The sequence below is a fragment of the Azospirillum oleiclasticum genome (assembly GCF_013423485.1).
Lineage (GTDB): Bacteria > Pseudomonadota > Alphaproteobacteria > Azospirillales > Azospirillaceae > Azospirillum > Azospirillum oleiclasticum.
Genome location: NZ_JABFFR010000011.1, coordinates 226768 through 242674 on the forward strand (window position 1 = coordinate 226768; position 15907 = coordinate 242674).

Sequence of the window (15907 nt, forward strand, 5' to 3'; positions counted from 1 at the left end):
AACAGTCCGATGGACGTGCAAATCATTCCGATCCTGTGTGTCGGAGCCGAATTGGCCGCCACCACCGGTGACCGCCTGTTCTGCCCTGCCCTCGCCGGACACCCGCCGGACTGTGCGGAGTATCTCGCCCTGTTGCCGGTGCAGGACAGCAACGGGCGGCTGCTTCAGGCGCTGGCCACCCTGACGCCCGGAAGTCTGGATGGCACGACCGTGGGAATCCTCGCCGTGGACCCGTTCCGTCCGGTGGGTCCGTTCCTGTCGATCCTGCGCCGCGCCGGTGTGCGCGGCGTCGCGAATTTTCCGACGACGGCGCTCTTCGACGGGGAAACCGGCGAGGCGCTGAGGTCCGTCGGGCTCGGGCGGGAGCGCGAGGCCGCGTTTCTGGAGCAGGCGGCGGCGTCGGGATTCGCCGTCACCGGCTTCGCGACCGATGCGGAGACCGCCCGCCGGCTGCGCCGGGCCGGAGCGTCCAGGATCGTGGTGCACCCCGGTGCCGCGACCGGAAACGCGGTGCAGGACGCTGCGGCCGCGTCGCTTGCCGCGGCGATCGCGGCGGAGCTGCGCAGCGAGGGGCCCGGCCCTGTCCTCGTCCTTCTGCCGGCCGGGTTCGAGGCGCACCGCCCGGTGCTGGAAAGGGCGGCCGATGGTCTGGTGCTGCCGCCCGGTCAATCGAGCAGACCGTGAAGCCGCATCTTGTTGTAGAGGGTCTTGCGGGACAGGCCCAGGAAACGGGCGGTCTCCCCACGGCGGAAGCGATGGCGGCGCAGCCCGCCCAGAATCCACTCCCGCTCGGCCTCCCTCGCGGCGGGGCCATCCTCCGCCACCGGGCGCGACGGCGACAGCCGCCCCCCGTCGAGCGGGGGCAGAGCCGCCGCATCGATCACATCGCCCGACCCGCGCAGGGCCTGCTCGACCACGGTGCGCAACTCGCGCAGATTGCCCGGCCAGTCATGGGCGATAAGCCGGCGGAAGGCGGAAGGAGCCAGCCGGACCGGATCGGCACCCGGCCGCAAAGCCGCGGCGAAGCGCTCGACCAGCAACGGGATGTCGTCGAGCCGTTCGTGCAGCGGAACCAGCGTCATGTCCCGCCGGGCGAGCCGATGCGCCAGCTCCGGCACGATCGCGCCGGCGCGGGCGGCGGCGTCCAGGGGCATCGCCCCGACCAGGACGACCCTGGCGGTGGAGCGCAGGCTGTCCTGCCCGCCCTGGCGCCGGAAGAGACCATCCTCCGCGAAGGCCGCCAGTTCGGCCTGAAGAACCGGATCGAGACAGTCCGCGTGCTCGATCACCAGGGTGGTGCCGTCCGCCACCTCCACCCAGCCCTGACGCCGCCGTCCCCCACCCTCGCCCGGCTCCGCCCCGAACAGCCAGCCGGCATCGACACGCCGGGCGTCGATGGTGACGGGTTTGCGGTGGCGCCAGGGGCCGCGCGCGTGCAGGATCGAGGCAGCCAGAGACCGGCCACTGCCTTCCGGCCCGCCGATCCACACCGGCCCGTGGTCGGCGGCAAGCTGCTCCAGCCGCGCCCGCGCCTCCACCATGGGGGCGGTCCGGCCGATCAGGCCGAGGCTCCGTCCGTCCCGGTCGAGCTGGCGCTCCAGGCTGTCGATCCGCCGTTGCAGCGAGGAGACGAGCTTGAAGGCGGCCGTGACCTCCTCGATCGAGCTCTCCGACGGCAGCCGGTCGATGGTCGAGCCGCCGATGTAGCCGTCGGCCCGCGCCTCGCGGCAGGCCTCGTGCATGTCCTGCGGGGTGGTGATCGGTCCGCCTTCGACGACGCAGAGCGCGCCGGGCTGGATGGTGCGGATCGCCTTGATGACGCCGCGGGCGCGGTTCCCGGCCTGGAGGACGGATTCCCCGCTCGGCACGCCCAGCGCACCGCCGGCGTTCCAGCCGACGTTGAAGCAATGGATGTCGATGCCGATCTCCGCCAGCATCACCGCCTCGGTCTTCCGGCAGAAGTAGCCGATGGTGGCGAGGCCGGCGGCGCGTGCCGCATCGAGCATGCACGCCTCGCGCCGGAAGCCGAGCCCCGTCCGCTCCAGCGCCTCCCGGAAGCGGCCATCGACATGGGCGACCGTCGGAAAATTCACCACGCCGGCGAACCCCCAATCCCGCACGCGATCCATGAAGGCCGGCAGGTCCTCCTCCGCGATGCCCCAGGCGCTGGCACCGAAGAAGACCGGAACCCCGGTCGCGGCGACGATCTCCGCCACGGCGAAGTCGGCGACGAAGGCGTTGGCGTCCTTCAGGGCCAGCATGGTCGCGATCGAGGAGGTTCCCATGTTGCGGAAACGGCCGGCCGCCAGCGCCAGCAGGAAATCGGCCCCGCCGCGCGCCGCCGCCCGGGCCGCCATGCCGGTTCCGATGGCGGCGCCGACCAGCAGCGTGTGCCGCCCCGAACAGGCGCGCCGGAGATCCTCCAGAAGATGGTGACGGTCGCGGGACATACGGCATCATACCCAACTTTACCCGATCCGTCGCAAGCACCCTGTTGCCGGCCCGCCCTGCCCCACTAAGCTCCCTGGATACGGGAGGGGAGGCCCGGCCATGAAGGACGCAGCACAGGGCACGGCGGCGGTGTACGTCGTCGGTTGCCACGACACCAAGGGTGCGGAGCTGGACTATGTGCGCGGGCTCGTCGCGGCCGAAGGGTTGCGGACGGTGACCGTCGATGTCGGAACCCGGCCGCCCGCGGTTGCCGCCGACGTGACGGCCAGGCAGGTGGCGGCCAGCCACCCCGACGGTGCCGACGCCGTGCTGGGCACCGATGACCGCGGGCTGGCGGTGTCGCGCATGGCCGACGCCTTCACCCGCTTCATGCAGGACCGGAACGACGTGGCCGGCATGATCGGGCTGGGCGGCTCCGGCGGCACGGCGATCATAGCGCCCGGCATGCGCTCGCTGCCGGTGGGGGTGCCCAAGCTGCTGGTGTCCACCGTCGCCTCGGGCAACGTGGCGCCCTATGTGGGCGAGAGCGACATCTGCATGATGTTCTCGGTCACCGACGTGGCCGGGCTGAACCGCATTTCCCGGCGCGTCCTCGGCAACGCGGCCCACGCGGTCGCCGGCATGGTCACGCGCCCCGTACCGCCCGCCGACACGAAGCCGGCGCTCGGGCTGACCATGTTCGGTGTCACCACGCCCTGCGTCACCCGCACCATGCAGGAGCTGGAGGCGGCGTACGACTGCCTGGTCTTCCACGCCATCGGCACCGGCGGCCGGGCGATGGAGAAGCTCGCCGCCTCGGGCCTGCTGGTCGGTGTGATCGACGTGACGACCACCGAGGTCTGCGACCTGTTGATGGGCGGCATCTTCAGCGCCGGGGAGGAGCGGCTGGACGCCCTTGCCCGTTCCGGCCTGCCCTATGTCGGCTCCTGCGGCGCGTTGGACATGGTCAATTTCGGCGCGCCCGACACCGTGCCGGAGCGCTACCAGGGCCGCACCCTCTACGTCCACAACCCGCAGGTCACGCTGATGCGCACCACGGAGGAGGAGAACCGCGCGATGGGCGCGTGGATCGGACGCAAGCTGAACGCGTTCGCCGGCCCCGTCCGTTTCCTCCTGCCCGTGGGCGGTGTGTCGGCGCTCGACGCGCCGGGACAGCCCTTCCACGATCCGGCGGCGGACGCGGCCCTGTTCGACGCGCTGGAACGCACGGTCGAACAGTCCGATCACCGCCGGCTGGTCCGCCTTCCCCACCACATCAACGACCCGGCCTTCGCCGAGGCGCTGGTCCGCGCGTTCCGGGAGATCGCCGGGACCGGCCAGGACAGACCGGTGCAGCAAGGAGCACGCTGAGATGCCGCGGATTGCCCGCCAGCACATTCTCGACCGGTTCCGCGGCATGATCGCCCGCGGCGAGCCCATCGTCGGCGGTGGTGCCGGCACCGGCCTGTCCGCCAAGTGCGAGGAGACCGGCGGGATCGACCTGATCGTCATCTACAATTCCGGCCGCTACCGCATGGCCGGGCGCGGTTCGCTGGCCGGCCTGCTGGCTTATGGCAACGCCAACGAGATCGTCGTGGAGATGGCGCGGGAAGTGCTGCCGGTGGTCCGGCGCACCCCGGTGCTGGCCGGCGTCAACGGCACCGACCCTTTCCTGCTGACCGGGCCATTCCTCCGCCAGCTTGCGGACCTCGGCTTTTCCGGCGTCCAGAATTTTCCGACCGTGGGGCTGATCGACGGCACCTTCCGCGCCAACCTGGAAGAGACCGGCATGGGTTATGGGCTGGAGGTCGATATGATCGCGAGCGCGCACGCGCTGGACCTGCTGACCACCCCCTACGTCTTCAACCCCGAGGAGGCGGCGGCGATGGCCGGAGCGGGGGCCGACATCGTGGTCTGCCACATGGGCCTGACCACCGGCGGCAGCATCGGGGCGGAGACGGCCCTGTCTCTGGCCGACTGCCCGGCGCTGATCGACGCGATGGCGGACGCCGCACTCCGGGTGCGCCAGGACGTGATCGTGCTGTGCCACGGCGGGCCGATCGCCACGCCGGAGGACGCCGCCTTCATCCTAGGCGAATGCCCCACTTGCCACGGCTTCTACGGTGCCTCCAGCATGGAGCGGCTGCCCACGGAAACCGCGCTGACCGAACAGACGCGGCGCTTCAAGGCCATCGGAAAACGACACTGAGGGAGGACAACAGCATGCCGCGAATCTATGTCAGCGCCGTGATCGACGCCCCCGTCGAGCGGGTATGGGCGACAGCACGCGACTTCAACGGCCATCGCGACTGGCACCCCGTCATCGCCGACAGCACCATCGAGGACGGGCTGCGCAGCGACACCGTGGGCTGCGTGCGCAATTTCGGGATCAAGGGCGCCGGCCGTCTGCGCGAGCAGCTCGTGTCCTTCAGCGACCGCGACCATTCCTACACCTACACGATCCTGGAATCGCCCCTGCCGCTGACCGGCTATGTCGCCACCTTCCGGTTGACGCCGGTCACGGAGGGAAACCGCTGCTTCGGGGAATGGTGGGCCGAATTCGACTGCGCGCCGGAGGATCTGCCGGGCCTGCGCGAGCAGGTCGGGCGCAACACCTTCGCGGCCGGATTCGAGGCGCTCGCACGCTCGCTCCGGGATTGAACGCCCATGCCGGGGCGGCCGGTCACCCGGCCACTCGGTGTGATGTGGCCCCCCGGCCCGGTGCGGCCGCATGACCCGGCCGGCCGTGGACGGTGACGATCCTCCGCGACAGGGCGCGTCCATGCGGCGTGGTGTGACGCCCGTCACACCCGAACGGCCGATTGTTCGGCTGAGCTGAATTGTGTTCGCGGGAACCGCGTCTTTATCCGATCCCGACGCTCGGTGACACTCCGACCGCTGCATTGCGGGAGGGGCGCTCGGGCGCCACAGGGACATGGGTTCGACAAATCGGGGCAACGCCGCCAACGCGCTGAGGGTCGAGGAACGGACGATCGCCGGCCACGCGCAGGAGGTCCGTCTGCGGCTCCACCGGCCGGCCGGCACGGGTCGGCTGCCGGGCGTTCTCTACCTGCACGGCGGCGGCTTCACCTCCGGCTCGCCGGAGGAGGCGGAGGTGGCGGCGTCCCACATCGCCCGCGCCATCCCGGCGCTGGTCGTGTCGGTCGCCTACTCCCTCGCCCCCGCCCACCCCTTCCCCACCGCCCTGCTGGACGCGCACCGGGCCGGACTGTGGATGGAGGAGACGGCCGGCGCGCTGGGCATCCGGTCGGGCGGGCTGGGGCTGGCCGGCCATGACGCCGGCGGCCACGTCGCCACCTCCCTGACCTTCATGGCGCGCGACCAGGGCGGCCCGCGGATCGCCGCCGTCGCCCTGCTCGGCCCCATGCTCGACCCCAGCCTGACCCGCGCCGACGACGGCGCCGATCCGGACTCCGACCGGTCGGTCGCCGCCTGCGCCCGCTGCTACCGCGCCTATCTGCCGGACGCCGTGCTGCGCCTGCACCCCTACGCCTCGCCCCTCGACTCCAGCCGCCTCGGCCGGCTGCCGCCGGCGCTGATCATCACCGCCGAGAAGGACGTGCTGCGGGCGGAGGCGGAACGCTACGCCGCCCGGCTGATCGAGGCCGGTGTGCCGACCGAGACCATCCGCTTCGCCAATGTCACCCACGCGGCGCTGCCGGCCCATGGCCCGGCGCTCGACGCCGCGTCCGATTTCCTGAGGCGCCGGCTGACCGGCGCCCGTTCCTGACCACCCAGACCGACAGGTTTCTCCATGGCTTCGTCACGCAAGACCCTCGCCTTCCTGCTCGCCGCCGGCGTCTCCGCCGCCGCCGTCGCCGGTGTGGTGACCGTCCGCAGCCCCGCCGACGCGCAGACCGCCGCTCCCGCTGCCCCGGTGGCGGAGGTGGACGTCGCCGCCGTCGTCGCCCGTCCCGTGGTGGACTGGCAGTCCTATTCGGGCCGGCTGGAGGCGGTCGACCATGTGGAGGTGCGCCCCCGCGTCTCCGGCACCATCGTCGCCGTCCATTTCCGCAACGGTGCGTTGGTGAAGCAGGGCGATCCGCTCTTCACCATCGACCCGCGCCCCTTCGCCGCGGAGGTGGACCGGGCGGAGGCGCAGGTGGCCGCGGCGGAGGCGCGCGTGCGCTACACCGCCGCCGACCTGGAGCGCGCCCGCAGCCTGGTGCGCGGCGACACCATCTCCCGCCGCACGCTGGACGACCGTGAGAACGCGGCGCGCGAGGCGACGGCCAACCTGAAGGCCGCGCAGGCGGCGCTGGAGATCGCCCGCATCGACCTGGGCCACACGCGGGTGACCGCCCCGGTGTCCGGCCGCGTGTCGCGGGCGGAACGGACGGTGGGCAACGTGGTGGCCGCCGGTGCGGCAGCCGAGCCGTTGACCACGCTGGTGTCGGTGTCGCCCATCTACGCCTCCTTCGACGTGGACGAGCAGACCTACCTCCGCCACATCGCGCCCGTGAAGGACGCCGCCAACGTGCCGGTCCAGCTCGGCCTCGCCGACGAGGACGGTTACTCGCGCAGTGGTGCGGTGGAGCATGTGGACAACCATCTCGACACGGTGTCCGGCACCATCCGCGTGCGCGCCCGCTTCGACAATCCGGAGGGGACGCTGGTCCCCGGCCTCTACGCCCGTGTCAAGGTGGGTGCCGCCAAGCCCCGTGACGCGCTGCTGGTGGACGAGCGCGCGGTCGGCACCGACCAGGACAAGAAGTTCGTCTATGTGGTGGGCACCGACGACACCGTGCGCTACCAGCCGGTCACGCTGGGCCCGGCGCAGGACGGACTGCGCGTCGTCACCGCGGGGCTGACCGCGGGCGACCGGGTGGTCGTCAACGGTGTGCAGCACGCCCGCCCCGGCATGGCGGTGCGCCCCAACCTGGTCGCCATGGGCGGGCGTGGCCCCACCGACAAGACCCAGACGGCCGCCGCGTCACCCCGGTGACGCCGGCGCCGGGAGGCTTTCCATGAACATCTCCGGTTTCTTCATCGAACGGCCGATCTTCGCCGGCGTCCTCTCGGTCGCGGTGCTGCTGGCCGGCCTGATCGCCATGTTCCGGCTGCCCATCGCCGAGTATCCGGAGGTGGTTCCGCCGTCCGTCGTCGTGCGCGCGCAGTTCCCCGGCGCCAACCCCAAGGTGATCGCCGAGACGGTGGCGGCACCGCTGGAGGAGCAGATCAACGGCGTCGAGAACATGCTCTACATGCAGTCGCAGGCGAACAGCGACGGCAACATGGCGCTGACCGTCACCTTCCGGCTCGGCACCGACCCCGACAAGGCGCAGCAGCTCGTGCAGAACCGGGTGGCGCAGGCGCTGCCGCGGCTGCCGGCCGACGTGCAGCGGCTGGGCGTCACCACGGTGAAGAGCTCGCCGACCCTGACCATGGTCGTGCACCTGATCTCCCCCGGCGACCGCTACGACACCACCTACCTGCGCAACTACGCGGTGCTCAACGTCAAGGACCGGCTGAGCCGCATCCAGGGCGTGGGCGAGGTGCAGGTGTGGGGGGCCGGCGATTACGCCATGCGGGTCTGGCTCGACCCGCAGAAGGTCGCCCAGCGCGGCCTGACCGCCACCGACGTGGTGAACGCGATCCGCGAGCAGAATGTGCAGGTGGCGGCGGGCGTGATCGGCGCCTCCCCCAGCGTTCCGGACACGCCGCTCCAGCTTTCCGTCAATGCAAAAGGCCGGCTGAAGACGGCCGACGAGTTCGCGGACATCATCCTGAAGGTGGGGGCGGACGGCGGCGTCACCCGGCTCGGCGACGTGGCGCGGGTGGAGCTGGCCGCCGCGCAGTACGCGCTGCGCTCCCTGCTCGACAACAAGTCCGCCGTGGCGCTGGGCATCAACCAGACGCCGGAGGCCAACGCGCTCGCCATCTCCGACCAGGTGCGCGCCGTGATGGCCGAGCTGAAGGCCGACATGCCGGAGGACGTGACCTACAGCATCGTCTACGACCCCACACAGTTCGTCCGCTCCAGCATCGAGGCGGTCGTGCACACGCTGTTGGAGGCGGTGGCGCTGGTGGTCGTGGTGGTGATCGTCTTCCTGCAGACCTGGCGCGCCTCGATCATCCCGCTGCTGGCGGTTCCCGTCTCGATCATCGGCACCTTCTCGCTGATGCTGGCCTTCGGCTTCTCCATCAACGCGCTGTCGCTGTTCGGCATGGTGCTGGCGATCGGCATCGTGGTGGACGACGCCATCGTCGTGGTCGAGAACGTCGAGCGCAACATCGAGGCCGGGCTGTCCGCCCGCGAGGCCACCCACCGCGCCATGCGGGAGGTGAGCGGCCCCATCATCGCCATCGCCCTGACGCTGGTTGCGGTCTTCGTGCCGCTGGCCGCCATGAGCGGCCTGACCGGCGAGTTCTACAAGCAGTTCGCGATGACCATCGCGATCTCCACCGTCATCTCCGCCTTCAACTCGCTGACCCTGTCGCCGGCGCTGGCCGCCCTGCTGCTGCGTGGGCACGACCAGCCGCAGGACCGGCTGACCCGCGTCATGAACAAGGTGCTGGGCGGTTTCTTCCGGCTGTTCAACCGGGCCTTCGCCCGCGGCTCCGACGGCTACGGCCGTGGGGTGTCCGGGGTGCTGCGGCACAAGGGCGCGATGATGCTGGTCTATGTGTTGCTGCTGGGTGCGGCGGTCATGCTCGGCCGTGCGGTGCCGATGGGCTTCGTGCCGGCCCAGGACAAGGAGTATCTGGTCAGCTTCGCCCAGCTTCCCAACGGCGCGTCGCTGGACCGCACGGACGCGGTGATCCGCGACATGTCCGCCATCGCGCTGGCGCACCCCGGCGTTCAGAGCGCGGTGGCCTTCCCCGGCCTGTCGGTCAACGGCTTCACCAACAGCTCCAGTGCCGGCATCGTCTTCGTGACGCTGAAGCCCTTCGCCGAGCGCAAGGACCCGTCGCTGTCCGCCGCCGCCATCGCCGGCGAGCTTCAGGCCCGCTACGCTGGCCTGAAGGAGGCGTTCGTCGCCATCTTCCCGCCGCCGCCGGTCATGGGTCTCGGCACGCTGGGCGGCTTCAAGCTGCAGATCGAGGACCGCGGCGCGCTCGGCTACGAGGCGCTGGCCCAGGCGGTCAACGCCTTCGTGAAGAAGGCTGCGGAAACGCCGGAACTCGGGCCGACCTTCTCCAGCTACCAGATCAACGTGCCGCAGCTCGACGTCGAGCTGGACCGGGTGAAGGCCAAGCAGCTCGGCGTGTCGGTGGGCGAGGTGTTCGACACCATGCAGATCTACCTCGGCTCGCTCTATGTGAACGACTTCAACGCCTTCGGCCGGGTCTACCAGGTGCGGGTGCAGGCCGACGCTCCCCACCGCGCCGAGGCGCAGGACATCGGCCTGCTGAAGACCCGCAACGACAAGGGCCAGATGGTGCCGCTGTCGTCGCTGGTGACGGTCAATCCCAGCTACGGGCCGGAGATGGTGGTGCGCTACAACGGTTACACCGCCGCCGACGTGAACGGCGGCCCGGCGCCCGGCTTTTCCTCCGGCCAGGCGGAGGCCGCGGCCGAGCGCATCGCGGCGGAGGTGCTGCCGCGCGGCGTGCGGTTCGAGTGGACCGACCTCACCTACCAGCAGATCCTGGCCGGCAACGCCGCCCTCTGGATCTTCCCGATCAGCGTGCTGCTGGTCTTCCTGGTGCTGGCCGCCCAGTACGAGAGCCTGACCCTGCCGCTCGCCATCCTGATGATCGTGCCGATGAGCCTGATGTCGGCGCTGGCCGGCGTCTGGCTGACCGGCGGCGACAACAACATCTTCACCCAGATCGGCTTCATGGTGCTGGTCGGCCTGTCCGCCAAGAACGCCATCCTGATCGTGGAGTTCGCCCGCGAGCTGGAGCAGCAGGGGCGCAGCGTCGTCCAGGCGGCGATCGAGGCCAGCCGCCTGCGGCTGCGCCCGATCCTGATGACCTCCATCGCCTTCATCATGGGCGTGGTGCCGCTGGTGCTGTCCAGTGGAGCCGGCGCGGAGATGCGGCAGGCCATGGGCATCGCCGTGTTCTTCGGGATGATCGGGGTGACGCTGTTCGGGCTGGTGCTGACGCCGGTCTTCTACGTGCTGCTCCGTCAACTGGCCGGCGGCCGGGCGCCGCGCCAAATTCCGCATGGCGCGGCGGCCCCGGCGGAGTGAAGCGCCGGCGGAGTGAAGCGTCGGTGGAACGAGGTGGTGGACCGTGCGTGGGGACAGCCGTCGCAGGCAGGCCCCGCGCACGGTCACATCGCCTTGATCGACCCGACGAACTGGCGCATCTCGCCATCCAGCCGCCGCGCCTGCTCCGCCATGCGGTCGGCCGCAGCGAGCACCGTCTGCATGGATTGCCGGCTGTCGACCACGGTGGCGGCGACGACGTCCAGGGCACCCGACAGGTCGCCGTTTCCGCGGACCACCTCCTGGATGCCGCGGCTGATCTCGCGCGTCGCCGTGGCCTGCGCGCGCATTCCGCCGGCGACCGCGCGGGCCACATCGTCGATCCTGCGGATCGTCTGTGCGATTCCCCCGATGGCGATGACCGCCTCGTCGGTGGCCGACTGCATGCTGCGGATCTGGCTGGTGATCTCGCCGGTGGCGGTCGCGGTCCGGTTGGCGAGCGTTTTCACCTCGTTGGCGACCACCGTGAAGCCGCGTCCGGCATCGCCCGCGCGCGCCGCCTCGATGGTGGCGTTGAGGGCGAGAAGGTTGGTCTGGGCGGCGATCTTGCCGATCAGCTCGACCACGGTGCCGATGCTGGCCGCGGCACCGGCGAGCTGATGGATGATGGCGTCGGTACGCTCCGCATCCTGGACGGCTTGCCCGGCGATCCCGGTGGCAAGCTCCACCTGCCGCTCGATCCCGCCGATCGAAGCGGTCAGGTCCCCGGCCGCCGCTGCGGCGGCCTGCGCGCTGTCCAGCGAACGGACGGCCCCCTCCGACGCGCCGCGGGACTGCCGGCCGGCCTCCTCGACCTGGCCGACCACGGCGGCGGCGGTGCCCTGCAGGTCGACGGCCGCCTCCGCAACCACGTCGGCCACCATCTGGACGCTGGCCTCGAACCGTTCCGCCAATGTCCGCAATGTCCGGCCCTTGTCGGCGGCGGCGCGGGCGCGTTCCTGCTCCACCCGCTCGTTGGCGCGGGCGGCCTCCACCGTCGCGTCGCGAAGCACGAGCAGCGACTGCGCCATGTCGGCGAGTTCGTCGGACCCGCCGGCCGGCACCGGTGCCGATGCGTCGCCGCGCGCGACCGCGCGCATGGCACGGGACAACGTGCCCAGCCGGGCGGCGATGTTGCGCCCGACATAGAGCCAGGCGATCAGCACCGCGCCGACGATGCCGAGCAGCGCCACACTGCCCAGCCAGACGCGGCCCGACAGGGTGGCGGCGCGCACGGCCTCGGCGGTGGCACCGGCGTCGGCGCGCGTGCCCTCCACCAGTTCCGACACGGTGTCGTCCAACATCACGGACAGGCGCCGGCTTTCCGCCAGCAGGTCGGCACCGGCCCGCAGCGCCTCCAGTTCCGCGGCACGCAGGGCGAACAGCCCGTCGGGAGAGCGGCCGATCGCCAGCAGTGGTCGCAACGCCCCGTCCACGCGCGCCGCCTCGCGGGCCGGCATGCCGGCCAGCAGCGCCTCGAGACGCCCGGCAGCCTGTTCGAAACGGGCCCGCAGGCCGGGCAACCGCGATGACTCCATGGTGTTGGCGGCCTCGTTGAGCAGGCCGGCGGCCAGATTGCCGAGCGCGTTCAGCTCGCGGACGTCGCTGAAACGGCGCAGGGCCTCCGTCGTCAGTTCGCTCACCGCGAAGGTGACGTCGCGGTGCATCCGGTCGCCGGCACGGGCGACGGTGTCGCGCGACGCGGCGGCGCGGGACTCCAGCAACCGGTCGATCCCGGCGCGCAGTGTTCCCGCCTCGCGGACGGCGGTCGCGATGTCACCGTCGCCGGCTCCACGCAGCCCCGCGGCGCGGCGTGCGAACGCGCCGTCCGGACCGCTGCCCAGCGCGGCCAGCCGGGCGAGCGGGTCCTCCAACCCGGCCCCGCCCGATCCGGCAGCGGCGGCCCGTTCCGGAAAGCCGGCAACCACGGCGGCGAAAGCCGTCTCCAACTCTCCCACCGCCGCCGCGTCGGAGGCCGCATGCGCCTCCGACAGCAGCGCCGCGGCGGTCGCCACTGCCACGCGCAGATCGAGAACCGCCCCAAGACCGCCCAACGCGGCCCGGACCAGGGACCGGGCCGCGGTCGCGGCGTCGTCGGTCAGCGTCTCGGCCGCGGCCGCCACGTCCCGCCGGGCCTCGAGCGTCGCCGGTTCGAGGGCCGCGAGCAGCGCTTGATGGTTGGCGTTCAGCCGGTCAACGAAATCCAGCCGCCGCTGGCGGCGCGCGATCCGCTCGTCCGCCGCCGCCGCCTGCCGGTCCAGGGTGTCGCCGATCGCCCCGGCCGCCGCGGTCAGCGCCTCGACCCGTTCGGACGGCAGGCCGAGTTGACCCAGAGCGTCCAGCCGCTCCGTCATGCCTGCGGAAAGGCGGGCGATGCCCTCCCCTGCCGCGGCCCGGTCGGCCGCGTCGGTCGCGGCCTCCAGACTGGGCGCGGCTGCGGCGAGGGCGGCGCTTGCGGTTGACAAGGCGCTCGCCGCGGCCACCGCGGGCAGGCTGCGGTCGGCGATGCCGGCAACGCCCGTCTCGACGGCTTTGAACGACCACCAGCCGACGGCGCTGCCCGCCACCGTCAGGCCGGCGACGGCACCGAACGCCGCAAAGAGCTTCACGGCGATGCCCATCCGGAACACCGGGCGCATGATCTGTCTCCTCCCTGGATGACGGGGGCCTGTGTGCGGCCCCTTCCTTTTTCGTGGATGCGCGCTAGTCGATGCCGTCCTTGCCGGCGGGCGGCAGACGCCGGGGGCGGCGCCCGGCATCGAGCGCAACGAAGGTGAAGACGGCCTTGGTCACCTGGACCGCGTCGTCGCCGTCCCGGCTGCGCCGCCACGCCTCGACCTCGATCGTCATGGAGGTCGAGCCCTCCCCGACGATCCTGGCGTACAGGCTGACCTCGTCGCCGACATAGACCGGATTGAGGAACGCCATGCCGTTCACCGCGACCGTGACGCAACGCCCACGGGCCCGGCGGGCGGCGGCGCTCCCCGCCGCCATGTCCATCTGGGCCATCAACCAGCCGCCGAAGATGTCGCCGGCCGGGTTGGTGTCCGCCGGCATCGCCACCGTGCGGATCGCCGGTTCACCCGCCGGGCGGGTCGCGGAACCATCCACCATCCCTTCCTCCCCAGGCCGGCGGATCAAGCGGCGAAGGTCGCCGGCGCGGGGCGGCGCGAGCGCCGCCATTGCCAGGCGACGAAGCCGGCGGCCATGGCCAGTCCGACCTCGTCGGTAACCGGCATCGCCACCACCAGAAGGAAGGCCGCGACGGTGGCGAACAGCCGCTCCGGCCAGGACAGCCGCGTCATGAAGAAACCGACCGAAGCGCCACCCCACAGCATGATGCCGACCACCGCCTTTCCCGTGACATAGGCCACAGCCAGCCAGCTCCCGCTCTGCATCATCAGCGCCGGGTCGTAGACGGCCATGAAGGGGACCACGTAGCCGGCGATGGCGATGCGGGTGGCGATCCAGCCGATCTCCAGGTGCCCGGCGCGCGCGATCGAGGAGGCCGCCAGAGCCGCCAGCGCCACCGGCGGCGTCAGGTCCGCCATGATGCCGAAGTAGAAGACGAACATGTGGCTGACGATGAGCGGCACCCCCAGCTCCAGCAACGCCGGGGCGGCGATCGCCGAGGTGATGATGTAGTTGGCCGTGGTCGGCAGCCCGGTGCCCAGCACGATGGACGCCACCATGGTCAGGAGAAGCGCCAGGACCAGGCTGCCGCCGGAGATCTGGACGATGGCGGACGCGATGCCCGAGGCGAGGCCGGTCAGCGTCAGGATGCCGATCAGCACCCCCACCAGCGCGCAGGCGACACCGACACCGACGGCGTTGCGGGCACCGTCGGCCAGGCTGTGGGAAAGCAGGACGAGCGTCCGCCGTCCGCCGCGCAGGAACAGGCTGGGCAGGATCAGCAGCGCGACCATCGCCGAGGCCAGATGCTCGACCCGGAGACCAAGCCGCCACAGCCCGGCCGCGACCAGCCCCAGCGCGATCCAGAACACCGTCCGCAGCCACGCCGCCGGCAGCGCGCCCGCCGTGCCGGTGCCGAGGATCAGCACCACCGTGCAGGCGATGCCGACCACCCCGGCGAACATCGGCGTGAAGCCGGTGAACAGCAGATAGACCAGCACCAGCAGCGGGAACAGCAGATGCCACTGCTCACGGATCGCCCGCAGCGCGCTGGGGCATTCCGACCTGGGAATGCCGTTGAGGTCGTGCAACCCGGCTTCCAGATGCACCATCCAGAAGGCTGCGCCGAAATAGAGGATGGCGGGGATGATGGCGGCGATCACCACCTCGTGGTAGGGCACGCCGATCGTCTCGGCCATGATGAAGGCCGCCGCACCCATCACGGGGGGCATGAGCTGGCCGCCCATGCTGGCCGTCGCCTCCACCGCGCCGGCGAAGGCCGGGCGATAGCCGAAGCGCGTCATCAGCGGGATGGTGAACTGCCCCGTCGTCAGCACGTTGGCGACGCCCGAGCCGTTGATCGTCCCCATGAAGCCCGACGAGATCACCGCCACCTTGGCCGGCCCGCCCTTGGCGTGCCCGCACAGGCCGAGTGCGATGTCGTTGAACAGCTTGATCATGCCGGCGCGTTCCAGAAAGGCGCCGAACAGGATGAACAGGAAGATGAAGGTGGCCGAGACGAAGACCGGCGTGCCGTAGATGCCCTCGGTCCCGAAGGCGAGTTGCTCGATCACCTGGTCCAGCCCGTAGCCGCGGTGCGACAACCCCCAGGGAAGATACGGCCCGAGCAGGGCGAAGGGGATGAACACGCCGCAGATGATGGGCAGCGCCAACCCCATGATGCGCCGCGCCGCCTCGAACACCAGCGCGATGGTCACCCCGCCGACGATCAGGTCGGTCGTGGAAGGATCGCCGGCGCGAAGCAGCAGGTCCACCTCGAACACCATGTGGTAGAGGCCGACCGCGAAGGCGAGCCCGCCGCACAGCCAGTCGTACCAGGGAACGGTTCGGCGGTTGCGACCCTGAGAGACCCCGAACAGAAGGAACGTCAGCAACAGCAGGAAGCCGACATGGATCGCCCGCACCACCGAACTGGACAGCGGCGCGAAGGTCGCCGTCCACAGCTGGAAGACCGAGAAGGCCACGGCCACGGCGAAGATCACGCCCTGTGTCCAGCCGGGCAGTTCAAGGTGCGCACTGGCGGGATTCTCGCGGTCGATGACGCGGCGGACCTCGGCGGCGTCGGTGCCGGAAAGCTCGGGGACAGGCTCGGAAACGGGCGGGGTTGCGGCCGCGGCTGGCGGTCGCGACGGGGCGCTCATGGGCGGAACTCCGAAGGATGGAAC

The 15907-nt window shown here is 71.3% G+C and carries 11 protein-coding genes; 7 read left to right on the plus strand and 4 right to left on the minus strand.

Features of this window, described 5'->3' with window-relative positions; all coding sequences use genetic code 11:
* The first annotated feature begins 9 nt into the window (after window positions 1-9).
* Window positions 10-684: a phosphoenolpyruvate hydrolase family protein gene (locus HL658_RS14875; RefSeq protein ID WP_180282869.1), complete on the plus strand. Its 675-nt coding sequence runs from the start codon at window positions 10-12 to the stop codon at window positions 682-684.
* On the opposite strand, the gene HL658_RS14880 is transcribed toward HL658_RS14875, so the two are convergent.
* Entirely contained in the window at window positions 666-2450 is a 1785-nt protein-coding gene (locus tag HL658_RS14880) for a phosphoenolpyruvate hydrolase family protein (protein ID WP_180282870.1), read from the minus strand. The genes HL658_RS14875 and HL658_RS14880 overlap by 19 nt on opposite strands.
* A 100-nt stretch (window positions 2451-2550) precedes the next feature.
* Between HL658_RS14880 and HL658_RS14885 the strand changes: the two genes are divergently transcribed.
* The 6 genes from HL658_RS14885 to HL658_RS14910 all read left to right on the plus strand — a co-directional run bounded on the left by HL658_RS14885 (window position 2551) and on the right by HL658_RS14910 (window position 10592).
* Window positions 2551-3801, plus strand: coding sequence for a Tm-1-like ATP-binding domain-containing protein (locus HL658_RS14885; RefSeq protein ID WP_180282871.1), 1251 nt, complete (start codon window positions 2551-2553; stop codon window positions 3799-3801).
* 1 nt (window position 3802) lies between these two features.
* On the plus strand, window positions 3803-4639 hold the full coding sequence (locus tag HL658_RS14890) for a phosphoenolpyruvate hydrolase family protein (RefSeq protein WP_180282872.1): 837 nt from the start codon (window positions 3803-3805) through the stop codon (window positions 4637-4639).
* Between the two features lie 14 nt (window positions 4640-4653).
* Window positions 4654-5091: an SRPBCC family protein gene (locus HL658_RS14895; RefSeq protein WP_180282873.1), complete on the plus strand. Its 438-nt coding sequence runs from the start codon at window positions 4654-4656 to the stop codon at window positions 5089-5091.
* Window positions 5092-5365: 274 nt separating this feature from the next.
* A complete protein-coding gene (locus tag HL658_RS14900) occupies window positions 5366-6181 on the plus strand; it encodes an alpha/beta hydrolase (RefSeq protein ID WP_180282874.1) in 816 nt (271 codons plus the stop codon).
* A 24-nt stretch (window positions 6182-6205) separates the two neighbouring features.
* Window positions 6206-7396: an efflux RND transporter periplasmic adaptor subunit gene (locus HL658_RS14905; RefSeq protein WP_180282875.1), complete on the plus strand. Its 1191-nt coding sequence runs from the start codon at window positions 6206-6208 to the stop codon at window positions 7394-7396.
* Between the two features lie 22 nt (window positions 7397-7418).
* Window positions 7419-10592, plus strand: a complete 3174-nt coding sequence (locus tag HL658_RS14910) for an efflux RND transporter permease subunit (RefSeq protein WP_180282876.1) — start codon at window positions 7419-7421, stop codon at window positions 10590-10592.
* 83 nt (window positions 10593-10675) lie between these two features.
* Here the strand turns inward: HL658_RS14910 and HL658_RS14915 are convergent, their stop codons facing one another.
* The 3 genes from HL658_RS14915 to HL658_RS14925 all read right to left on the minus strand — a co-directional run bounded on the left by HL658_RS14915 (window position 10676) and on the right by HL658_RS14925 (window position 15883).
* Window positions 10676-13228 (minus strand): methyl-accepting chemotaxis protein, encoded by a 2553-nt coding sequence (locus HL658_RS14915; RefSeq protein WP_180282877.1) that lies wholly within the window; start codon window positions 13226-13228, stop codon window positions 10676-10678.
* Between the two features lie 64 nt (window positions 13229-13292).
* Entirely contained in the window at window positions 13293-13703 is a 411-nt protein-coding gene (locus HL658_RS14920; RefSeq protein ID WP_180282878.1) for an acyl-CoA thioesterase, read from the minus strand.
* Between the two features lie 23 nt (window positions 13704-13726).
* Complete coding sequence (locus HL658_RS14925; protein ID WP_180282879.1) at window positions 13727-15883, minus strand: TRAP transporter permease; 2157 nt, start codon at window positions 15881-15883, stop codon at window positions 13727-13729.
* Window positions 15884-15907 lie beyond the last annotated feature (24 nt).